This window comes from Streptomyces sp. NPDC104814, from assembly GCF_055583185.1.
This window is the reverse complement of the sequence record NZ_JBVJOL010000001.1, coordinates 1,766,667-1,788,461: the sequence shown is the minus strand read 5'-3', so window position 1 is coordinate 1,788,461 and position 21,795 is coordinate 1,766,667. Positions and strand designations below refer to the sequence as shown.

Sequence of the window (21,795 nt, the reverse complement as noted above, 5' to 3'; positions counted from 1 at the left end):
GTTCCTTGTCCTCGACGCTCTACCGAGTACGCGAGCCCTTCTCCGACGCTGTGAGCGCGCTGGCGCGGGCGCGGGCGATCATGCGTGATCTGGCCGGCTGGTCCACCGCTCCCTGGCCGCGGCTGGAACCGATCAAAACGGCCGAGCAGTACGCGTACGCCATCCGTTCCTTCGGCACTGCCCGCATGGTCGTCGACCGGGAACCTCGCGTCTTCCCTTTCCTGGACGAACTGGCGCGCCGCGAGGCCCTCACCTTCGACGCCGAGCAGCCGACGTCCTGGCTGACGGCGACGCTGCGGCTCAGCCCCGGCCTGGCCGATATGTGGCCGTTGCCCGAGGGCGTGGTGGTCTCCCTGGACACGACCCCGCCGTTCGGCACACCCGAAAGCGAAGCCGAGGATGATGCCACCGAGGAGGAGCTGGACCGGATGGTCTCCGTGCTCGGCCCGCTGAGTCTGGACGTCAGCTGGGACTGCGGCTGGCGTGGCCTGTCCGAGACCAAGGACTGTGGCGTGCGGCTCGGCCTGAACACCGTCCGGTCGGAACAGACCTCAGAAGGGTCTCTCGGCGCGTTCGGCGTCTGGATCGCCCTCGGCGCCCGCGTCGCCCGGACACCCGAGGGCGATGCGTGGCTGCGCGACTCAAGACTTCCCCTGGGCGAACCGCAGGCGGGGTGACGTACCGAAGAACAAGGCGGACGCCCGCCGCACCCGTGGTCGGGTGCGGCGGGCGTCGTCGTGGATACGGCCTCGCTGCCGGTCAGCCGATGGCGATCACCGGGTGGTCGCCCGGGTTGATCCACTTCATGACGTCGGTCATGAAGGAGGAGGGGACCGCGACGCAGCCGCCGGTGGGTCCGGCCTGGGGGCCGAGGTCGTGGAGGAAGATTGCGGCGCCCCGGCCCTTCACGGCGGGGCCGGTGTTGTAGTTGATGACGAGCGCGTTGTGGTACTGCGTCGGGTAGTTGATCAGGTGTTCGCTCCCGTCGTCCCCGGACTCGGTGAGGTGGAAGCCGCCCTGGGTGTCGGTGCGCATCTGGTTGTAGTAGGCCGAGGTGGGATCCTCGACCCACCAGTCGTGGCTGGTGACCTGGTGGTACGGCATCTTCGTGCCCGGGTTCGCCGCGACCCCGAAGCCCTGGGTGATGGTGTACGTCCCGGTGGGCGTGGTGCTGGTGCCCTGCTTGCGGGTGGCGCCGTCCGTGATGCCGTGGGCGCCGACGCGGGCCTGGGTGGTGCTGACGACCTGCGACCAGCCTCTTTGGGACTTCTGCCACAGCGTGACCGTGGCATGGGTGCCGTTCGCCTTGACCGTGATGACCTGAGTGGCCTTGCCGACGGTGACAGGTACCGGGAAGGGGCTGCTGCCGCTGACGGTGTAGGAGCCTGCGGGGAGGGTGAGTCGCTCACCGGGATGGATGACGTAGGGCGCGGCGATGTGGTTGGCCTTCGCCAGCGCCTGCCAGCCACCGGGGACGTGCTCGTGGGCGGCGATCCCCGAGAGGGTGTCGCCGCTTTGGACGGTGCAACTGCTCTGCGGGGTCTGTGTGGCGGCGTGCGCGCTGACGGCGCCGATCAGGCCGGCCGCGGCGGCCGCGGTGCCGATGGCACCGCCCGTCGCCGCTCGGCGCATCACGGGTGTGCGGGGCTTGGCGTGGCGGCCACGCGGATTGGCGGACATGTCGGACGAACTCCAGTCTGGGCAACAAGGTCCGGGGGGCGGGGGTGCGGGGGTGGCATGCGCCCGCACCCCCGCCCGGCGTCGGCTACGGGATCTGGTCGTACAGCGCGCTCACCTGGTTTCCGGTGAGCGCGTAGTCGTACAGCTGGGCGCCGCTGATCTCGCCCGGGAAGTAGTCACCGATCGAGCCGTTGTAGAGGGCGGCGCCGGCGTTCAGAGCCCCGGCGGCCCTCCACGACGACACGCCGGTCGCGGTGCTCACCAGACTGCCGTTGACGTAGAGCTGTGCCGTCTTGGCGGCGGCGTTGTACACACCGACGAGGTGGGTCCAGTTTCCGGCGGAAGGCGTTCCACCGCCGGGCCCCTTGAAGGCCGGCGCGGCGGTGTCCGCCGACGTGAAGACGAACGCCCACTTGGGCGACCCGGAGTTGGGGTCGTACTTGAGGTAGAACGGGCTGTCGGTCGTGCCGTTCACCGAGAACGCGGTGGCGCTGCCGCTCGGCGTGCCGGACAGCTTGACCCAGGTGGAGAGGGTGAAGCCGGCCGAGGTGTCCGGGGCTCCAGTGGTGGCGCCGGCCGCGTAGTCCGTGGTGCCGTTCAGGGAGAGCACGGTGCCGCGGGTGGCGTCCGTGGCCCAGGTCGCCGAGTTGGTGAGGGTGAGCGGATTGTTGCCGAGGTTGGGGTCGGCGCCCGCGGCGTTGAGGGTGTTGAGGGTGTCGGTGGCCGCGGTGTCCGTGGCGACCGGCATTCCGTTGCCGTCGTCGAAGTTCCAGATGTCCTCGGGTGACAGCAGAGCGGTGCTCAACGCACCGAAGCCGGGCAGCGAGAGGTTGACATGGTCTCCGCTGTCGGCGGCCGCGGAGAGTTTCTCCTCGCCCGTCGTGCTGTCGGTGACGGCCACGGCGGCGTCGAAGTCGGCGAAGTAGACGGCGGGCGTGGCCCAGGGGTTGCCCAGGTTCATGCCGCCGAGGAACGCGTTGACGTCGGTGCGGTTGGCGTCGACCGTGCTGGTGCACGGGTCGTTGGGGGTGGCGCCGTCCCCGGCGAAGCCCTCGCACGGGGTCTGCGAGGTGAGGACGACGTTGATGCCCCAGCCCTGGAGCTGCTGGACGAGGGCGGTGTAGCCGTCGGCGTCGAGGCTGTCACTGGTGGCACCGGCGAGCAGGTCCTCCAGGCCCTCGTCGACGACCACGGTGGTGACACCCGGCTGGTCCAGGACGTCGCGGTCGAGACGGGACAGGGCCGCGGGTCCGCCGACGGTGGTGCCGTTGTACGTCTCCGGGTCGTCCGCCATGAGCTGGTTGGACTCGATGCCCTCCGCGAGGACCCCGTACGGGCTGGGCGTGGAGGGTTCGGCGGCGGTCAGCGCGTCGGAGACACGGGAGCCGTTGGAGTTGGGCAGGGTCGTGTTCGGCTGGAAGGGGTCGGCGAGGTTGTCGCCGAGCACCGCCTCGGTCGGTACGTTCGCGGACTGCACGTCCAGGCCGGTCACCAGGTCGGTGAAGTTGCCGTAGGCGGCGGCGTTCGTGGTGAACGGGGTGGCGCTGGTGCTGGTGGTCAGGTCTCCGGAACCGACGGAGGTGACGTATTCGTAGGAACCGTTGGCGTAGGAGTGCTGCACCAGGTACGGCACGGAGTTGGTGAGCTGGTAGGAGACCAGCAGGTACTGGCCCGCGGTCACGGTGAAGGGCAGCGGGTCGCTGTAGGCCATGCCGCCCTCGGGGACGGTGACCGACTGACTGCCGCCGAACTTCAGCGTGGTGGGTGTGCCGGACGGTACCGAGCCGACGGCCGCCGGGGTCGAGCTCAGCGCGATGGTGGCGTGGCCGATGGAGAGTTTGCTGGTGCCGAGCGCGTTGTCCAGCTTGACGCGGACGGTGGAGCCGGACACCGACGGCTTCAGCGCTATACGGAAGGTCTGGTTGGAGAAGTTGCTGTTGAGCAGGTTGTAGTTGCCCTCGGTGGCGTTGGCCCAGGCTCCGGTCCAGGACGTGCCCGCCGGCGCGGCGGCGTAGGTGCCGTTCGCCTCGGCGGTGCCCGCGGTGGTGTTGCGGGTGCCCAGGGAGAAGATGTGCAGGCCCTGCTGGTGCGTCCGGACGGCGGCGCTGACGTCGGGCAGTGTGACCGACGCGATCGTCTTCGACGCGTCGAGCGGCACCGAGAACGCGTACAGGCTCCGGGTGGCCGCGGTCTGGGAGGTGCCGTTGACGTGCGGGAGGGAGACCGCGGAGATCGGGCTCGCGGCGGTCGACCAGTCCGGGACGGTCAGGTCGTAGCCGGTGCTGGTGCCGTCGGTATAGGTGATCGTGCCGGTCGCCGGGCAGGCGTCGGCCGGGTCGGTGCCGCTGAAGCAGTACGACCCGCTCACCGCTGTTCCGCTCGGTACGTACGGGGCGGTGTCGTCACCGTCGATCGCTCCGGGGTCGCTCATCCCGGCCCAGGTCGAGGTGGCCAGGAACACCAGGGCGTTGCCCGAACCGGAGTAGGTGACGGTCTGGTTCGCGGCCAGGACGTTGTCCTTCTGGCCGGAACCGAAGCCGGGCAGCGTCAGGGTGGCCCCGTCGACGGTGACCTTGCCGCCGCTGTTCCAGCCGGCGCCGGAGAGGTCGGTGGCGGAGAGGCTGTGGCCGCCGCCGTCCAGGTCGGCCTGGCTCATGCTGGTGTCGGAGCTGATGCCCACGTTGTTGTAGCAGGCCGCGAGGCTGGCGCAGGTGGTGCCGGCGTGGCCCGCGGCGATGAAGGGGTAGGCGAAGTCGCCGGAGTCGTCGCCGGCGCCGTCGACCGCGTACACGTAGAGGGTGTGCGGGCCCGGGGACGGCGGGGTGATCTTGATGGTGGCCTTGTTGCTGCTGGCGGTGGCGGTCTCGGAGGCCGGGGGCGCGCTGGTGGGCGGCGGGACGTCCAGGTTGTAGACGAACTTGGTGGCCGTGGTGCCGGCGCCGGCGATGTCGAAGGCGCCGGTGGTGCCCGCCGCCGCGCCGACGGCGGAGTCGACGTCGTCGGTGTTCGGGTAGAGGTTGTTCTCCGAGGTCACCGACGGGGTGTCCGGGGCGGTGGGCTCGGCGGTGAAGTGGCAGGTCGGCGACTTGCTGTAGGACGTGGTGTCCATGCCGTCGGTGACCTTGACGTCCCAGTCCACGGTCTTGCCGTCGGTCAGCGAGGAGATGAAGCTCGCGGGCAGGGAGACGGTGGCGTACGTGCCGGAGGCGAGGTTGTCGCCGCTGGTGAGCGTGTACTTGGTGGTCGTGCCGTCGACCCAGTACTGGAAGGTGGCCTGGAGCTTGTCGGCGTTGGGGTCGGAGACCTTGGCCTTGAGCACCGGCGGCGTGGCGGCGATGGTCTTGCCCATGTACGGGTAGGGCGCGGTGGTGTCGCAGCCCGCGCGGTCGGCGCCGGAGACGGCGGCCATGGTGGACGCGTTCGGGTTGCTCGGCACGTTGTTGTAGAAGATCTGCAGGGTCGGGTTGTGGTCGAAGCGCTTGAACCCGAGGTCGTTGTGCGAGGACTCCATCGAATCCTCGCTCAGGGTGGCGGTGAAGCTGCTGGAGTGTCCGCTGGCCGCGCTCCGGATCGGGGTCAGTACGTTGAACCCGTTGGTGACGCTGCCGTTGCCCGAGCAGTAGGTCGGGTTGTAGGTGGGCCCGTAACTGGCCGAGGTGGAGTAGCTGTTGTAGCCGGGCCGGTTGCTCCAGTCGGTGCCGGAACCGATGCCCTTGGACCAGTGCAGGTTCACGGTCGCGGTCGTGGAGCAGGACGCGGAGTAGATCTCGGTGGCGTCCACCTCGGCGCTGTGGATGTCCGCGCCCCAGATGGTCTTCGACAGGCTCCACTGGTAGATGGCGTGCTCGTCACCGGTGTTGCACGAGCCCTCGGGCCAGCCGTTGTATCCCACGCCCAGATAGCCGTTGTCGGCCAGCGATCCCGTCTGGTTGTAGAACGAGTGCCCGGGGCAGCCCTGCTTGACCTCGTCGAAGGCGGGCTTCTGATAGTCGGTGGGGTGCCAGTTGACCGACGGGTCGACGTACACCGGCCAGACCGTGTTCTTGGCCGCGAGCATGGCGCGATCGGGAAGCAGCGTCAGGGAGCCGGGGGCGACCGTCGCGCGGACGGGCGCGATACGGGCGGCCAGTCCCGGGTGTGCGGCGTCGGAGGCGTCGGAGGCGACCTTCGCGTCGGCCGACCGGTGAGGACCGGCGGCGGGCAGGACCCGGTTGGAGTCCCACTGCATGGCCGCGGGGGCGTCTGCCACCTGCTTGCCGTGGCTGTCGGTGACCGCCAGGCCGCCGTCGGCCCGGCGCTCCAGACGACCTCCCCGGACGGTGGTGGCCAGCCGCAGCGCGGCGAGTGCCGGGTTCTTCGCCGCGGCGGCGGAGCGGACGACCAGGGTGTCGCTCAGGCCGCCGGCGGGAGTGGCGGCCACCTTGAGGTCGACACCGGGCAGCACGGAGGCGTAGGTGGCGGTCGCCCCGGAGACGTGCGGCCGGGGCAGGGCCGTGGGCCAGGTCAGGGACAGCGAGACCTTGCCGGAACGGGTGACGGCCAGCGGGCCGGTGCCACCGCCGGAGAACGTCACGGTGCCGTAGGCGGTGGCCTTCGGCCCCCAGCCGCCGTCCGCGTGCTGAACCAGCGTCAGGTTCACCGGGACCCAGCGGCCGGCCTGCTCGGTCCGCACGGGAAGCGGTTGGGCGGCCATGCCGAAGCGGCCGTCCGGAAGGGCCTGGACCTGGGTGGTGGGAGTGGTCAGCGAGGGCACCGTCACGGGTTTGCCGGTGGCGCGAGCGCGGACTCCGGCGGCCTGCATCGCGGCTCGGTCGGCGGGGCTGGGGCCGTAGCCGCTGGGCAGCGGTGTCAGATCCTTCGGGACTGCGGTGTGGCGGCCGGTCGGGGCACCTGCGCCCGACATCGCGACCCCGTGACCGCTCGGCTCGGCGGTCGTGACGGCGTGAGCAGGCTCCACACCCACTGTGCTGAGCGCCAGCGCCGCGAGGGCCGCCAGCGTCGCGCCCTGTCTTCTGCGGTGCATTCTCCCGCGAAATATGTGCATCGGATTCCTGTCAGTCGTCAAAGGCCGGGAAAGGCGGCCTCGGGGAAGCAGGGACACAGTAGGTCGCCGACGCCCGCGGGAACTTTCCTATGGCTGGGCATTTGTGACGTCACGCCACCACTTCGCCAGCAATGTCCATGTCAATCCTTTGATCAAAGAAGTAAAGATTCGATCAGGGGGTCTAATGGCCGGATAGCCGAATGGCTAAGAGCCAGTAAAAGGAACAACTCGAAGATCCTCCGGGAATGCAAACGACTCCCGAGCGTCCGACCCGGCGCCGGGCTCACCCAACTCCCAGCACAATTGCCAGACAGCCCTTAAAGGCTGTTGCACAAGTCCACGAGCCGGGCACCTCTTCTGACCGGCCGCGTAGTCATACGCCTCGTCTGTCCGCGGTGTCCGGCCGGCCCAGCCCATGCACCTCCAGCTCGTCGCAGCCGGTGCCGGAGGCTCCCCGCCGGCCTCGTTGAACGCCGAGAGCGCCTCCACGAGGGCGGCCTGCTGGCCGGGCTCGAGCCGTTCCACGATCGCGCCGAGCTCCGCCCTGCGCCGCGCGGTGACCTCGGCCACGGTACGCCGCCCCTCGTCGGTCAACTGCAGCAACGTCTCGCGCCGGCTCTCCGGATTGATCTGCCGGTCCACCAGCCCCTCGGCTGTCAGCCGGTCGGCCATCCGCATCGCGGTGGAGGGCGCCACCTGAAGCAGCTCGGCCAGCGTCGCCGACTTCATGGCTCCACGGCTGGACAGCACGACCAGCAGGCGGAACTGCGGAACAGTGACCCGGTCCTCCACAGCGGCCAACGATCGCACCGACACCGCAATCAGCAGCCGGGACGCGGTCAGCACCGCGCGGGTGACCGCCTCGACACATCCACGCCCTCGCCGAGGGTCTCACGCTCCCGCATGGCTCTTTTCTACAACGCCGCGGCACCATCGACGTGGTAGTTTCCCGGTCGACCGTGACACCGCCCGAGGAGGTGAGACCCATGAACGCAGGACCGACGTGGGTGCTCCCCCTCTCCGTCACGGCCGGCGATTGACGCAGGTGTCGCCGGGAGCGCCTTCCTCACCAGGCACTCTCGAAGGGCAACCGCCATGAACACTCTCGTCTTCACCGCTGAATCCACCGCCGACGGCATCATCGAGCGCGACTTCACGCTCGACGGCGTCCCCGGTGTCCTCTGGTCCCCCGAGTCCGGCACTGACCGGGCCCCGCTGGTCCTCCAGGCCCACGGCGGCGGCAACCACAAGAAGCACCCCGCCATGTCGGGCCGGGCCAGGCATCTGGTGCACGGTTGCGGCTACCACGTGGCCGTCCTCGACGCTCCCGGTCACGGCGACCGGCCGCGCACCGAGCACGACGAGCGGGAAATCGCCGCACTGTTCGCGGCCCGGGCGGCCGGCGAGCCCGAGGGCCCGATCGTGGTCCGCTACAACGACCACCTGGCCAAGCTCGCCGTGCCCGAGTACCAGGCGCTGCTGGACGCCCTCCAACAGCTCCCCGAGATCGGAACCGACGGGCCGATCGGTTTCTGGGGCATCAACATGGGCACCGCGATCGGCGTACCGTTCGTGGCCGCCGAGCCCCGGATCACGGCCGCCGTCTTCGGACAGCACTGGCCCGACGTACTGGCCGACTATGCGAAGCGGATCACCGTCCCGATCGAGTTCGACCTGCAGTGGGACGACGAGCACATCTCCCGCGAGGAGGGCCTCGCGCTGTTCGACGCCTTCGCCTCGGCGGAGAAGTCCCTGCACGTGAATTCGGGCAAGCACAAGGAACTGCCCCGGTTCGAGGTCGACAGCGCGGTCCGGTTCTTCACCCGGCACCTCGGCACAGCGGCCAACAGGGCCGCCTGACAGGGGGTTTACGGTACGGTCGCGACGTCCGGAGTGCCGGCCGGACGCCGCGACCGGCCCCCTCCGCCGGCTCTCAGTCAGCCGGCTCGGCGGCCCGCCGCGTCCCCGTTCAGGTCGCCGGCCGGCACGACGGAGGCGTTGTGCTGAACGTCCTTGCGCGAGACGGCCAGGTAGCCGACGAAACCCAGGATGGCCACCGTCCAGGACAGGGTGACCGGTCCCAGGCCCAGCGCGAGCCCGCCCCGGTCGTGGCCGAGGGCCATCCAGTCGGCGACGGAGGCACCGAGCGGTCGGGTGATGACGTACGCGGCCCAGAACGCCGCCACCGCGTTCAGGGTGCCCCAGCGATGCGCGACGGCCGGAACGGCGATCGCGGCCGCGTACAGGACCGCGGAGCCCAGGTAGCCCAGGCCGATCGTGGCAGTGAGATCCCCGGCGGCGGTGCCCAGCGCGAACGTGGCCAGCACAGCGGCCCAGTAGAACACCTCGCGGCGCCGGGTGTGGATGCTGTGGATGGACAGGGTGCCTTCGCTGCGGAACCAGAGGACGAAGACCGCGGCCAGCGCGACCATGAAGAAGGGCGTCGAGAGCGTGTACGGCACCCCGAGCCCGACGTGCAGCACATCGGCGGCCATCGTCCCGAACACGCTGACCATGACGATCGCCGTCCAGTAGATCCACGCGACGTACCGCCGGACGGCGAACTGCACGGCCAACGCGGCCGCCAGGGCGATCCCGCCCAGGCCCACAGCCGGAATCGGGCCGAGCAGGTGGGCCAGATAGTCCGAAGCCGTCTCTCCCATGCCGGTGGTCAGCACCTTGATGATCCAGAAGTAGACGGTCACCTCTGGCACCTTGCTCGCCGCGTGACGGATGTGGCCGGCAGGCCGTTCGTGAATGAGGTGATCAGTCGACATGGCAGGCACGATGGCACAAGGCCCAGCCGTCGCCCCAGACCCTTTTGCCAGAGCTTTGGTGCTTGTGGAACCTGAATTTTCCAAGATCGTGCCGAGCCTGAACGCAACCTGAACAGGGCGGCCGGCAAGCTGGCCGACGGCGTGCAGGGGTGCTACGACAAGCCGCTGCGCCGAATGGGCGCTGCTGGTCCCGGCCCAGCAGTCGGCGGACGTTGCGCCGATGAGTTTCGGGCGGCTGTGTGGTCTACCCGTCGTCGAAAGGAGCGCACCATGCGCGAGATCATCGTTTGCACGTTCCTGACCCTGGACGGCGTCATGCAGGCCCCGGGAGGTCCGGACGAGGACACCCAGAGCGGCTTCGAGCACGGCGGCTGGCAGAAGCCGGTGTCCGACGACGAGGTCGGCGCGGCCATCGCCGGCTGGTACGAGCCCGCCGACGCGATGCTGCTCGGCCGCAAGACGTACGAGATCTTCGCGTCGTACTGGCCGACCGCCGATCCCGGCAATCCGTTCACCGAGCGGATGAACAGCATGCACAAGTACGTGGCGTCCCGGACGCTGACGTCCCTCGACTGGCAGAACTCCACACTGCTGGAGGGCGACACCGTCGACGCCGTACGAGAGCTGAAAACGTCCGAAGGCGGCAACATCAACGTCGTCGGCAGCGGTGACCTCGCCCAGACCCTCATGCGGCACGGTCTAGTCGACGAGTACCGGCTGACCATCCACCCGGTGATCATCGGCACCGGCAAGCGGCTGTTCGCCGACGGAGCGATCCCGACCGCGCTGGAACCGGTCAGCGTCACGACGACGAAGGGCGGCACCGTCGTCGGCGTCTACCGGCCGAACGGCAAGCCGGAGTACGACAGCTACTAGACCCGCGCCCGAGGTCGATCCCGGGTGCTGAGCGACCCCGGCTACGGTCTCAGTGGCGCCCCTCTCCTCGCGCGGTCGAGGCACCGGTCACCGTGCGGGAGGACTGCCTGGTGAGCCGGAGGGCGACGGTGACCGTGGCCAGGGCGAGGACGGTCATGGCGGCTCCGGCCCAGGCCGGGGACGCGTAGCCGAAGCCGGCGTCGATGACGCCGCCGCCGAGCCAGGGACCGCCGGTGTTGCCCAGGTTGAAGGCCGCGGTGGTGGTGGCGCCGGCCAGGGTGGGCGCGGCGCCCGCGACGTTGAACATCCGGGCGTTGAGGGCGGGCGCGGTGTAGAACGCGGACACGCCGAGGAGGAAGGTCAGGATGATCGTGGCGACGGGGCTGGAGGCCAGCAGCGCCAGCGCCACGAGGAAGACGGTGGAGGCGGTGATGCCGCTGAGCAGTACGCCGAAGAGGTGCGCGTCGGCGACCCGGCCGCCGATGTACGTACCGATGAGGGCGCCGATGCCGAACAGGGCGAGGACGGCGGAGACCCAGCCCGCGTCGAGGCCGGACACGTCGGTGAGCAGCGGGGCCAGGTAGGAGAAGGCGCAGAAGACACCGCCTGCCGCGAGGGCGGTGATCAGCACGGACAGCAGGACCTGCCGGTCACGGTAGATCACCAGCTCGCCCTTGAGGCGGGGGCGGTTCTCCGGCACCGGGATGTGCGGGATGCGGGTGACGACGCCGGCGAGGGCGATCGCGGAGGCGACGGCGACGGCCCAGAAGGCGGAGCGCCAGCCGAGGTGCTCGCCGAGGAAGGCGCCGGCGGGTACGCCGAGGACGTTCGCGATGGAGAGGCCACCGATCATCACGGCCATGGCGCGAGCACGCGCACCCATGGGCACCATCGCGATGGCGACGGCCGCCCCGACCGCCCAGAACCCGGCGCAGGCCAGCGCGCTGACCACTCGTGAGACGAACAGCACCGCGTAGTTCGGTGCGAGGGCGCCGGCCACCTGGCCGAGGCCGAACAGGCTGATCAGCGCGACGAGCGTCGTCTTGCGCGGCAGCCGCAGGGTGGCGACGGCGAGCAGCGGGGCACCGACGACCATGCCGATGGCGAAGGCGGAGATGAGCAGTCCGGCGCGCGGGATGGAGACGTGCATGTCCTGCGCGATGGGCGGCAGCAGCCCGGAGAGCATGAACTCGCTCGTACCGAGCGCGAACACGGACAGGCCGAGGATGTACACGGCGAGCGGCATGCGCGCTGACGGCGGTGAGGACGCGGGAGGCTCGGCCGGGGGCTCGGCGGGCACGCGCTTCGCGGGCTCGGCGGGGTCCGGCTTCATGGACTCGACAAAAGACGGCATGACATGGGCAACCTGCCCCTTTGTGCCTGTCATTCCTGCACCGGCGAAACGTCTCGCGATTCGGGACGGCGTCCGGGGCGGGCCGTTGACGGCGTCGTCCGCGTACAGATCGGCCAGATCGTCCGCGGACTTGTCTCCGCCCAAGCGACCCCCGCCATCGCGGAAGCCACCCGCGCCGGGATACGCGTACAGTGTGCACGGGCGCGGTGACATCACGAGGAGTCTGTGTTGACCGCCGTCAGCCTTGAGCACACCACCATCCCCGCCGACACCGGCGAGGTGACCCTGTTGATAGCCCGCCGGGTGGAACCCGGTCACGAAGCCGCCTTCGAGCGGTGGGCGAAGGGCATCCTCGAAACCGCGGCGACCTTCCCCGGCCACCTCGGGTACGGGCTCTTCCGCTCCTCGGGCGGTGACGCGCCCTGGTTCCTCGTTCACCGGTTCCGGGACGCGGCGGCCTGCCGGGCGTGGCAGGATTCGCCCGAGCGGGCGGCCTGGTTCGCCGACTGCCAGGGACACCACCACACCGAGATCGCCCGGCGCCAACTCAGTGGTATGGAGACGTGGTTCGCCAAGCCGGGCTCCACTCGCCCCGCGCCGCCCAAGTGGAAGATGGCGATCAGCGCAACGCTGGCCATCTATCCCATCTCCGTCCTCGGCAGCCTCTTCCTGGTGCCGCACCTGACCTCCCTCCCTGTCCTGGTCAGCAGCGCGGTCCTGGCCTGCGTCTTCAACGTGCTGATGACGTACGTCTCGATGCCGGCCGTGAGCAGGCTCCTTCGCCGCTGGCTCACTTCCGGGGGCTGAGGAGGCTGCGCAGGTCGATGACGCGGTAGCCGCGGGCGGTGATCGCGTCGAGGATCCGGGGCAGTGCGTGGGCGTCGATCACGTCGGTCCGCCCTTCGGACGCGCCGACGTGCATCTGCAGAATCGCCCCGGGACGCAGAGCGTCCAGCGCCCTGCGCACCGCACGGTCCACGGTCATGCCGCCATCGGTGCCCATCCACCCGTTGGTGTCGGTGGTGAATTCGATGTCCGCGTATCCCAGCTCGTTGACCTCCCTGATGTGTGCGGGGCTGGTCTCGCTGTAGGGGAAGCGGAAGAACGGGGTCAGGGCGCCGCCTGCCCCGGCCGCGCGCAGGGCCTGGTCCGCCGCTTGGACCTCGCGACGGCGTCCGGCGGTGGTCAGGTCCTTGAAGTAGGGGTGGCTGTAGGAGTGGTTGCCGAGCCCGTGTCCCGCGGCCGCGATCCTCTTCACCACCGCGGGGTAGCGGTCGGCGAAGTCACCGGTCAGGAAGAACGTGGCAGGTGTGTGACGGCGGGCGAGAGCATCCAGGATGCGGTCCAGGCCGGCGTCGTTCCAGGCCGCGTTGAACGTCACCGCGACCACCCGTTCGCGCGTGGCCATCACGCGGTTCTCCGACCCGAACAGTGCCGGCAGGCCCTCGTCTGCTGCGGGCGCTGCCAGACGGGGTGTGTCCGCCTTGGCCGTCACCGCCAGGGGCCCGGGCAGCACTGCCCACAGGACGGCGGACAGACCGGCGACCAACCAGACCAGGCGGCGCGGAGCGATGAGAGAACGCGTTGTCATACCACCGACATCGGTCGGCGGCTTGCCCTCCTTGAGCCGGCCGCCGGTCCTGGATCGCCGCCGACCTCCGCCTCTGCTCCACCGACCCGTACCTGGTCAGAGGTTACGATGCGGACGAGATGATCGAGTCATGTCGTCAAGGCGCGAGCACACTGCGGTAGTGAGTCGTCAGGCGTCCCGTGTCGTCCAGGACATGGAACGCGAGCGCCGGGGGTTGGTCGAGGTGCACGTGGTCCCCCGGATGGTCCCGGTGCTCCCAGGGGAGGCGGAGGGTGGAGACGACACCGGGCGCGACGAGCAGCGGCCGCCCGGCGAAGGTGGTCGCGGCAGCGGTGTGGGCGTGGCCGCAGATGAGGCCCGCGATGTTGGCATGACGCCGGACCAGCGCGGCGAGCCGGTCCTCGCCGAACTGGCGGATGCCGTCGATGTACGGGCTGTGCAGCAGGGCCGGCGGGTGGTGGAAGCCGACAAGAACCGGCGTGTGGCCGGGCGTTTGGGTGAGCACGTCCTCCAGCCAGTCCAGGGTGTCGTCCTCGATGAACCCTTCGTCCTTCCCCGGCACCGAGGAGTCGCACAGCGCGATGGTGAACCTGTCCGTGCGGTGGACGTGGTTGACCGGCGCCGTCGAAGCGGGTTCTCCGAGCAGGAATTCACGGAAGGCGCCGCGCTCGTCGTGATTTCCCGGGCAGACGAGCAACGGGTGCCGTGACGACAGCAGTTGGCGGGCCAGTTCATATTCCGACGGAAGTGCGTGGTCGGCGATGTCGCCGGTCACCAGGACGGCGTCGAGGTCGTAGGGCAGGGCGTCGAGGTAGTCCATGACCGCCCGTGTGCGGCCGATGCTGCGCTCGTCACCGTCGATATGGATGTCGCTGAGATGTGCTGTCACGATCACGGCTGTGCCTGGTCCTTGTCAGTGTCGGTCGGCCCGGGTGCGGTGGGCAACGGGCGCTCGGGTGTGCGATGCCCTTGGTCGCCACGGCAAGCGTAGGGAGGGGCTGGACCAGAGGACAGGTCCGGTTCGGTGCCGAAAAATTGGTCCGGTCCCCGTCCGGCATGAGTTCGGAAGCTGCTGTGGACGGTCCCGGCTCACCGGACCCGGGCCTCGGAGGCCAGGACAGTGAACAGGGTGTCGAGCGCCATGGGGTAGGCGCGTTCGGATGGGGCGGCGAAGCCGATGAGCAGGCCCTGCGGACCGGCAGCCGGACGGTGGTGCAACTCGCTCAGACCGCGCAGGGCGAGCCCGTGCCGTGCACAAGAGGCCAGCAGCCGCTCTTCGTCGGGGCCTTCGGCGGGGAGGGTGACGAGGGTGTGCAGGCCGGCGGGGACGCCATGGGCGGTGAGGCCCGGGTGGGCGGCTGTCCGGTCGATGAGGGCTTCGCGTCGGCGGCGGTAGCGAAGGCGGGCCGCGCGGACATGGCGGTCGTAGGCGTGCGTGGTGATCAGGTCGGCGAGGGCGAGTTGGCCCAGTCCTTCGCTGTACAGGTCGGCTTGTTGCTTGGCCTGCACCATCGGTCGCACCAGGTGCGCCGGCAGGATCATCCAGGCCAGCCGGAGCGCGGGTGCCAGGGTCTTGGAGGCGGTGCCGCAGTAGACGACGTGGTCGGGTGCCATGCCCTGGAGGGCGCCGACGGGCCGGCGGTCGTAGCGGTACTCGCCGTCGTAGTCGTCTTCGACGACCAGGCCGCCGGTCGAGCGTGCCCAGTCGCACACGGCCTGGCGGCGGCTCGGATGGAGCGGGACGCCGGTCGGGTACTGGTGGGAGGGGGTGACGAAGACCGCCTGCGTCGCCTGGTCCAGTTCGTGCGTGCGGGCGCCGTGGGAGTCGACGCGCAGGGACGCGACGGTGAGCCCGGCGCGCCGGACGGCCTCGCGGTAGACGTTGTGTCCCGGGTCCTCCATCGCCGCGGTGCGGGTGCCGCTCGCGGCCAGTACGCCGCTGAGCAGGCTCACGCCCTGGTAGTAGCCGGAGGTGATCAGGATGCGGTCGGCTGTCGTGATCACGCCGCGTGTGCGGCCCAGATGGTCGGCGAGGGCCTGGCGCAACTCGATACGGCCCTGGGGGTCCCCGGCGCCGAACACCTCGGGCCGGGCACCGGTGAGCACGCGTCGCGTGGCGGCCAGCCAGGCCCGTCTGGGAAACGCGGTGACGTCCGGGTGCCCGGGGCGAAGGTCGTGCCGGGGAGCGACGGCCTGCGGGGCGGGGGGTTCGGGAGCCTGCGCGCGCCGAGGGGTCTCGGCCACCGTGGTGCCCGACCCCGGACGCGTGATCAGGTAACCCTCCTCGACCAGTTGGCCGTAGGCCGCGGTGACCGTGCCGCGCGAGAGTCCGAGCTCCTGGGCCAGCCCCCGGGTGGACGGCAAGGACGTTCCGACGGACAGGCGCCCCTGCTGGATCGCCTCTCGCAGCGCGGACTCCAGGCCGGAGCGGCGCCCGGTCGCGGCGCGGAGGGTCAGGTGCAGGTCGAGGCGCGAACTGGACCACGAGTGGGACATGGATGCGGATCCTATGCTCAGACGGGCACGGCGGGGCGTATGGCCCGAGCTGGGCGGTTTCCTCCGGATGAAGCCCGCTGATCTGTGGTCGCCAAGGTCTCGGATCTGTCGGGCGGGCGCCCTACGCTGAGCCCAGTCCGCACTATCGGGGAGAAGCATGACAAGCAGGTTCACCGAGCTGACCGTTGACTGCCATGATCCGGAGAGGCTCGCGGCCTTCTGGTGCGAGGTCCTGGACTTCAAGGTGATCGACCGTGGCGAGGGCATGGTCGAGATCGGCTCCTGGGTGCCGACCGTCGAGGAGGTCCGGGCTCGCCAGATGCCGCCCACCCTGGTGTTCATCCGTGTGCCGGAGGGCAAGACCGTCAAGAACCGCCTTCACCTCGACGTCAGCCCGGTCGACAGCAGCACCGAGGACGAGGTGACCAGATTGCTGGGTCTCGGCGCCGTCAAGGTGGACGTGGGCCAGGGCCCGGACCGGAGCTGGGTGGTCATGGCCGACCCCGAGGGCAACGAGTTCGACGTCGTGCGCACCTTGGCACCGCAGGACTAGGTTCTGTCCGGAAGGGTGATGCCTTCACGTCTCGGTGCGGCGGAACTCACGGTTTGTGGGTCACCCAGAGCAGTTCCGCCGGCCAGCGGTGGGCCCAGTCGGGTGGGTCCGTTTCGTTGTAGCCGTTGGGTGTTCCGCGTTCGGGCCGCGGCTCGATGAGATCGTCGATGACGAGACCCGCGCCGCGCAGGACCCTGACCCAGTCGCCGTAGGTGAGCTGGTAGCTGGTCGCGCCGTCGTCTTCGGCGATGGTGTTCAGCCCGAAGTAGTCCTGCTGCAGCGTCGTGGTCACACGGCTGGCGGCTTCGTCGTAGCACGCTTCGAACCAGGGGCTGGCGACGTTGAACACCAGGCGCCCGCCTCGGCGCAGGACGCGTGCGGCCTGCGGGACGGCGAGGTGCGGGGGCGCCCAGCTGAGCCCACCGAAGTCGCAGAACACCAGGTCGAAGGTGTCGGCGGCGAAGGGGAGTTGTTCGGCGGCGCCCTGCACCAGCGGGTAGCGGTCCGCTCCCATCGCGCCAGCCGCTGCGGCGAGTTGGGCTTCGGAGAGGTCGATACCGACCACGGCGGCGCCCTCGGCGGCGAGCACCCTGGACCACTGTCCGGCGCCGCAGCCGAGTTCGAGGACGCGCTTGCCCGTGACGTCGCCCAGGGCCTGCAGGTGCGCGTCGGGGATGGAGTACATGCCCCACAGCCGTGGTGCGGCGCCGATCTGAGGATCGTGCTCGTGCTGGTAGGCGCGGCTGATCCGGTTCCAGAGCCGCCGGTTGGCGGGGATGCTGTCCACGCGCCGACTCCAGCACTGCCGGCCCGGGGCGGTCAACAGGATTACGACACCGGCCGCAGCGGCTCGATCCGCGCCCACCGGGCAACAGGCGACGGCACACAGGGACCGGCGATCGGATGATGCGAGGGAGCCGGCCTAGGCTGCGGTGTGCTCCCGGGCGTCGATGTCGTCCATGAAGCTCAGCAGGCGGGAGTTGACCACGTCCGGGTGGTCGATCTGGGGGCCGTGGCCGGTGGCCGCGACGATCTCGGCGCGGGCTCCGGGGATGACGCGCGGCACCCGTTCCAGCTGGCGCTTGGGGTGGACCAGCAGGCTGCGCTTGCCCATGATCAGGTAGAACGGCGTCCGGATGGTGCCGAGTTCGGTGTCGGACAGCGGCAGCGGCGCCGGGCGGCGGATCCGGAAGGCCCGCACCCCGGCGTGGATCCACTTGCGCAGTTCCGGGACGACGAGGACCGGCTGTTCGAGCCAGGCCGCGAGGCGCGGGCGCAGCGGCTTCGGAGCGAAGGTGGCGAACAGGCTGGCGAAGATCCAGGCGAAGAAGCGCAGGCCCACCTTCTCCAGGCCGCCCGGGTCGAGGGCGGTGACCGACGCCAGCCGGCCGGCCCGGAGATGTGCCTGGTTGATGACCAGCCAGCCCCCGTAGGAGGAGCCGACCAGGTGCACGCGGTCCAGGCCGAGCGCGTCGAGGGTCTCGTCCATCCATTGCGCCGCACGCTCGGGCTGCCACATCGGCTCGCGCTGCACGCTGCGCCCGGGATCGCCGGGTGTGTCGAGGGCGTAGACGGGGCGTTGCGCGCTGAGCGCGGGGGTGTTGGGGTACCACTGGGCGGAGCAGCCGCCGGACCCGTGGATCAGGACGATCGGCGTACGGGACTCGGCAGCGGGGTCCGTGGGCCCGTACCGGTAGACGTGCGTCGTTCCGAAGCTGGTCTCGACGTCCGTCTCGGAGCGGATGGGCGCACCCATGGCGTACAGGGTGTCGCAGGTGGCGAAGTAGCGGTCGCGCAAGGTGTCGTTCACATAGCGCCCGACGTCACGGGGCTTGCGGGTCTTGTTCTCGGGCACGGCGGCACCTCCCGGTGGGACCGTTCTCGGTCCTCGATCCGTTGTTCGTGATACGAACGTACCACGATGTTGGTACGGCGGTACCATAAAGGCCCGGCGGACGGACGGAGACAGCACGCATGCCGAAGCGCGTGGATCACGAAGAGCGGCGCACCCAGATCGCGGAGGCACTGGTACGGGTCGCCGGGCGCCGCGGACTGCACGCCGTCGGCATGCGGGACGTCGCCGCAGAGGCCGGAGTGTCGCTGCGGCTGGTGCAGTACTACTTCGAGACGAAGGAAAAGCTGCTCCTCCACGGACTGCAGCACCTCACGGACCGCTTCACCGCCCGCGTCGGCGCCCGCCTCGCCGCCGCCGGGCCGGCACCCGGGCTCCGCACGACCGCCGAGGCTCTGATCCTGGCCTCGCTCCCGACCGACGAGGAGAGCCGCACCTTCCACCTGCTCTACTCCTCGTACGCGATCCTCTCCGTCACCGACGAAGCGCTGGCCGCCCAGCCCTTCATCGACAACCCGGACGCCGCGGAGAACACCCTGGCCGGGCTGATCGCGCAGGCACAGGCGGACGGTCTGGCCGATCCGAACGCCGACGCGCGCATCGAGGCCATCAGCCTCCTCGCCATGGCCGGCACCCTCGGCACGAGCGTCCTCGTGGGCCAGCGCGGTCCCGAATCGGCCGCCACGGTGATCCGCCATCACCTCGACCGCATCTTCACGACCCCCGAGACCGGGCCGCCCGCCTAGTCGGTGCCGCGTGTTGCCGAGTTCTCGCTCGGCTGCGGGTGTCGGGCCGCGGCTTGCTCCAGTCGTGGGAGGCTGCGGCCTTGCACCGGCCGCGGGAGAACTCACGCGTGTCAAGGTGAACCGATCGGTTTCCCACTTGTGCGGAGGCATCACGTGTCCACCGAGGCCAACAAAGCGCTCGTGCGTCGGTTCTACGAAGAAGTCCTCAACGATCGGCGCGTGGACGTCGTCGACGAGCTGGCCGTCCCGGACTACGAAGAGCATGACCCCCTCCCCGGTCAGGACCAGGGCCGCGAGGGTCTCAAAACCCGCGTGACCATGCTCGTGGAAGGGCTGTCGCCCAGGTTCACGATCGACGACATCATCGCCGAGGACGACCGTGTCGTCGTCCGCTGGACCAACAACGCCACGCACTCCGGCGCGTTCCTGGGCATCCCTCCCACCGGACGCACGGCCAGCTTCGCCGGAGTCGACATCTACCGGCTCGACGGCGACCGGATCGCCGAACACTGGCACGTGGTCGATCAGCTCGCCATGCTCCAGCAGCTCGAACTGCTGCCATCTCCTTGACCACGCGCGTGGCATCGGCGCCGGTTCCCGAGACATGAGGCCGGGACCAGCGCCCCAGTCCTACTGCCAGTTGCACCGGCATCGTTTCTCCGCGCACGCCGATGCGGGCCCGGCCGCACTCGGCCGGGCCCGCATCGGGCATGCTGACGCGTCTGCTGCTGCCTACGTCACCAGCGGTACCAGCGGCCCTTCCGGCCCGCGCCGTCTGCGGATCGGACGACGAAGCCGAGCAGCCACACGATCAGTACGATCACCGCGATCCACCACAGCGCCTTCAGGGCGAAGCCCGCGCCGAACAGGATCAGAGCCAGCAGGAGAACCAGAAGCAGGGGAACCATAGATATCAACCTCCTGGCCACCGAATGCCCTTAGATCACCCCGATAAGCACAGGGATGACACGTTAGTTCGTCGGCGTGGAGGGCATGAGCCTGCCCCACCGCATCTACGACCGGGACAGCAGCAGGCGGGCCGCGAGCCCCATGATCACGGCGCTGGAGAGCAGGGCAGTGAACAAGCGTCCCGGGGGCCGGTCAGCGCGCGGCCCAGCAGCGCTCCGCCGCCGGCAAGCAGCAACTGCCAACTGGCGGACGCCACGAAGGCCGCCAGGACGAACACTTGCCTGGCCCACTGACCCGACAATGTGGTCCCTTGGCTCGTCATCACCAGGGCCGCGAAGTAGATCATGGTGATCGGGTTCATGATCGTGACACCCAGAAGCGCGAGATACGCCCGCAGCGGACTCACCAGTGCCCCGTCCGCACCGGCGCTGACCCGCCGCTTGCGGTACCGGACGATGGCCGTCACGGCACCCCTGCAGGCCAGGGCAACGAGAACGCCGGCCGAGGCCCACCGCAAGGGCAGCGAGATCGTCCTGATCGTGGGCGCGAGCGCCGAGCCGGCGATCACGGAGATCAGCGCATACAGACCGTCAGCGGTCGCCACGCCGAGAGCGGCAGCGGCACCCACCCTCAACGATGTGCGAGCAGTGAGGGCCACGAGATACGTCGCGACCGCTCCCACGGGCATGGCGATGCCATAGCCGGCCAGGAGCCCCGCGACCAGCGCCGCGCTCATGCGCGGTGTGTATCGGGCCTCCACGGGCATCCCGGCTGCTGCCGGCCCCGTGCCGCAATGGCGGAGGAGGGCGTCAGCAGCACGGGCACGGTCGTCGCGGTCATGGACAGATCCTCGGCGTCGCCCGACCACCCGGGCAACCGAATTACTCGAGGTCAATTTCGGGTCACCGACTGGTGGCGGCGGATCCACTCTCGTGACAGATCCTTGGGCTATGTCCGTGTCGGATTCCTGCCGGACGGCAAGCCGCAGGGGTGGTTGGCTGACCGCATGACCACAGCTCAGACGGACACGGCTCTGCTCTTCCGCTCCCTCCACACTCCCGCACGCCCCCTCGCGCTCGCCAACGCCTGGGACGTCGCGAGCGCGAGTGTCATCGCGGCCGCGGGGGCGCCCGCAATCGCCACCACGAGCGCCGGGACCGCCTGGTCGCTGGGCCATCCGGACGGGCAGGGCCTCACCCCTGACCGGGTAATGGAGCTGATCGGCCGTATCGTCGCGGCGGTCGACGTCCCCGTCACCGCCGACATCGAGGGCGGGTACGGGCAGGACGCCGCAAGCGTCGCCGATACCGTCACACGCGTGCTGGAGGCGGGTGCCGTGGGCGTCAACATCGAGGACGGCGCCCGGCCTCCGGCCGAACTCGAGGCGCGGCTGGCGGCGGCCCGGAGCGCGGCGGAACGCGCGGGAGTGCCCCTCTTCGTGAACGCCCGGACCGACACCTATCTGCTCGGCCTGGGCGACCCCACCACTCGGTTGCGAAACACCCTGGAGCGGGCGCGCAGATACGTCGACGCCGGCGCCGACGGCATCTTCGTCCCCGGCGTCACCGACCCCGCCATCATCGGGGAACTGGCGGCGGGCATCTCCGTACCGGTGAACATCATGGCCGGCCCCGGCGCACCGGACGTCGCCGCGCTGGGTGCGCTCGGCGTCTCCCGCGTCAGCCTGGGCTCAGGCGTCGCCCAGGCCGCCTACGCCGCCACCCGCCGCGCCGCACAGCAGCTGTACGACAGCGGCGAGTACGGCCCGCTCTCCGACGCCCTGACGTTCTCGGAGCTCAACGACCTCTTCCCCACCCGCACGCTTACATGAGGCTCGGCCCGCCGCAGGGCCGCTTGTCGGCGGCGGCCCGCCCGGTCGACGAGGTCGAGTAACAGTAGGAGTACGAGTACGCGTAC

The 21,795-nt window shown here is 70.0% G+C and carries 18 protein-coding genes and 2 pseudogenes; 8 read left to right on the top strand and 12 right to left on the bottom strand.

The genetic code is table 11. The features are described 5' to 3' along the window. Window positions 1–5: 5 nt before the first annotated feature. A complete protein-coding gene (locus ACZ64A_RS07615) occupies window positions 6–677 on the top strand; it encodes a hypothetical protein (RefSeq protein WP_469808835.1) in 672 nt (223 codons plus the stop codon). A gap of 82 nt (window positions 678–759) precedes the next feature. Here ACZ64A_RS07615 and ACZ64A_RS07610 read toward each other — a convergent pair whose 3' ends face one another. The 3 genes and pseudogenes from ACZ64A_RS07610 to ACZ64A_RS07600 all read right to left on the bottom strand — a co-directional run. Next, window positions 760–1,680, bottom strand: a complete 921-nt coding sequence (locus ACZ64A_RS07610) for a L,D-transpeptidase family protein (protein ID WP_469808833.1) — start codon at window positions 1,678–1,680, stop codon at window positions 760–762. A gap of 85 nt (window positions 1,681–1,765) precedes the next feature. Next, entirely contained in the window at window positions 1,766–6,703 is a 4,938-nt protein-coding gene (locus ACZ64A_RS07605) for a LamG-like jellyroll fold domain-containing protein (RefSeq protein WP_469808832.1), read from the bottom strand. 429 nt (window positions 6,704–7,132) lie between these two features. After that, window positions 7,133–7,570, bottom strand: a pseudogene (locus ACZ64A_RS07600) (MarR family winged helix-turn-helix transcriptional regulator); the annotation flags it as partial. Between the two features lie 249 nt (window positions 7,571–7,819). Here ACZ64A_RS07600 and ACZ64A_RS07595 point away from each other — a divergent pair. After that, window positions 7,820–8,584, top strand: a complete 765-nt coding sequence (locus ACZ64A_RS07595) for an alpha/beta hydrolase family protein (RefSeq protein ID WP_469808831.1) — start codon at window positions 7,820–7,822, stop codon at window positions 8,582–8,584. 77 nt (window positions 8,585–8,661) lie between these two features. Here the strand turns inward: ACZ64A_RS07595 and ACZ64A_RS07590 are convergent, their stop codons facing one another. Further along, window positions 8,662–9,501 (bottom strand): COG4705 family protein, encoded by an 840-nt coding sequence (locus tag ACZ64A_RS07590; protein WP_469808829.1) that lies wholly within the window; start codon window positions 9,499–9,501, stop codon window positions 8,662–8,664. Between the two features lie 270 nt (window positions 9,502–9,771). On the opposite strand from ACZ64A_RS07590, the gene ACZ64A_RS07585 reads away from it, so the two are divergent. Further along, on the top strand, window positions 9,772–10,377 hold the full coding sequence (locus ACZ64A_RS07585) for a dihydrofolate reductase family protein (protein ID WP_469808828.1): 606 nt from the start codon (window positions 9,772–9,774) through the stop codon (window positions 10,375–10,377). Window positions 10,378–10,426: 49 nt separating this feature from the next. On the opposite strand, the gene ACZ64A_RS07580 is transcribed toward ACZ64A_RS07585, so the two are convergent. Continuing rightward, window positions 10,427–11,623, bottom strand: coding sequence for a Cmx/CmrA family chloramphenicol efflux MFS transporter (locus ACZ64A_RS07580; protein ID WP_469809091.1), 1,197 nt, complete (start codon window positions 11,621–11,623; stop codon window positions 10,427–10,429). A gap of 336 nt (window positions 11,624–11,959) precedes the next feature. Between ACZ64A_RS07580 and ACZ64A_RS07575 the strand changes: the two genes are divergently transcribed. Then, window positions 11,960–12,538: an antibiotic biosynthesis monooxygenase gene (locus ACZ64A_RS07575; RefSeq protein ID WP_469808827.1), complete on the top strand. Its 579-nt coding sequence runs from the start codon at window positions 11,960–11,962 to the stop codon at window positions 12,536–12,538. Here the strand turns inward: ACZ64A_RS07575 and ACZ64A_RS07570 are convergent. The 3 genes from ACZ64A_RS07570 to pdxR form a co-directional block, all read right to left on the bottom strand. After that, a complete protein-coding gene (locus ACZ64A_RS07570; RefSeq protein WP_469808826.1) occupies window positions 12,522–13,322 on the bottom strand; it encodes a polysaccharide deacetylase family protein in 801 nt (266 codons plus the stop codon). The two genes, ACZ64A_RS07575 and ACZ64A_RS07570, sit on opposite strands and share 17 nt — an antisense overlap. 136 nt (window positions 13,323–13,458) lie before the next feature. Continuing rightward, window positions 13,459–14,217 carry a metallophosphoesterase gene (locus tag ACZ64A_RS07565; protein ID WP_469808825.1) on the bottom strand — a complete coding sequence of 253 codons (759 nt, stop codon included), beginning with the start codon at window positions 14,215–14,217 and terminating at the stop codon, window positions 13,459–13,461. Between the two features lie 194 nt (window positions 14,218–14,411). After that, entirely contained in the window at window positions 14,412–15,818 is a 1,407-nt protein-coding gene (pdxR, locus tag ACZ64A_RS07560; RefSeq protein ID WP_469808824.1) for a MocR-like pyridoxine biosynthesis transcription factor PdxR, read from the bottom strand. A 157-nt stretch (window positions 15,819–15,975) separates the two neighbouring features. Here pdxR and ACZ64A_RS07555 point away from each other — a divergent pair, with 157 nt between their 5' ends. Continuing rightward, window positions 15,976–16,371, top strand: a complete 396-nt coding sequence (locus tag ACZ64A_RS07555) for a VOC family protein (protein ID WP_469808823.1) — start codon at window positions 15,976–15,978, stop codon at window positions 16,369–16,371. Window positions 16,372–16,417: 46 nt separating this feature from the next. Here ACZ64A_RS07555 and ACZ64A_RS07550 read toward each other — a convergent pair whose 3' ends face one another. Both ACZ64A_RS07550 and ACZ64A_RS07545 read right to left on the bottom strand, forming a co-directional pair. Then, complete coding sequence (locus tag ACZ64A_RS07550) at window positions 16,418–17,158, bottom strand: class I SAM-dependent methyltransferase (protein WP_469808822.1); 741 nt, start codon at window positions 17,156–17,158, stop codon at window positions 16,418–16,420. Between the two features lie 135 nt (window positions 17,159–17,293). Beyond that, the gene (locus ACZ64A_RS07545; protein WP_469808821.1) at window positions 17,294–18,226 is read right to left on the bottom strand and encodes an alpha/beta fold hydrolase; all 933 of its coding nucleotides are present in this window, start codon (window positions 18,224–18,226) and stop codon (window positions 17,294–17,296) included. Window positions 18,227–18,345: 119 nt separating this feature from the next. On the opposite strand from ACZ64A_RS07545, the gene ACZ64A_RS07540 reads away from it, so the two are divergent. Further along, window positions 18,346–18,969 (top strand): TetR/AcrR family transcriptional regulator, encoded by a 624-nt coding sequence (locus ACZ64A_RS07540; protein ID WP_469808820.1) that lies wholly within the window; start codon window positions 18,346–18,348, stop codon window positions 18,967–18,969. Window positions 18,970–19,122: 153 nt separating this feature from the next. Beyond that, window positions 19,123–19,539, top strand: coding sequence for an ester cyclase (locus ACZ64A_RS07535; RefSeq protein ID WP_469808819.1), 417 nt, complete (start codon window positions 19,123–19,125; stop codon window positions 19,537–19,539). Between the two features lie 167 nt (window positions 19,540–19,706). Here the strand turns inward: ACZ64A_RS07535 and ACZ64A_RS07530 are convergent, their stop codons facing one another. Together ACZ64A_RS07530 and ACZ64A_RS07525 are read right to left on the bottom strand one after the other, a co-directional pair. Then, window positions 19,707–19,877, bottom strand: a complete 171-nt coding sequence (locus ACZ64A_RS07530) for a hydrophobic protein (protein WP_121790737.1) — start codon at window positions 19,875–19,877, stop codon at window positions 19,707–19,709. Between the two features lie 105 nt (window positions 19,878–19,982). Then, window positions 19,983–20,614 (bottom strand): annotated as a pseudogene (locus tag ACZ64A_RS07525) (LysE family transporter). A 270-nt stretch (window positions 20,615–20,884) separates the two neighbouring features. On the opposite strand from ACZ64A_RS07525, the gene ACZ64A_RS07520 reads away from it, so the two are divergent. Beyond that, window positions 20,885–21,709, top strand: coding sequence for an isocitrate lyase/PEP mutase family protein (locus ACZ64A_RS07520; protein WP_469808818.1), 825 nt, complete (start codon window positions 20,885–20,887; stop codon window positions 21,707–21,709). Window positions 21,710–21,795: the final 86 nt, after the last annotated feature.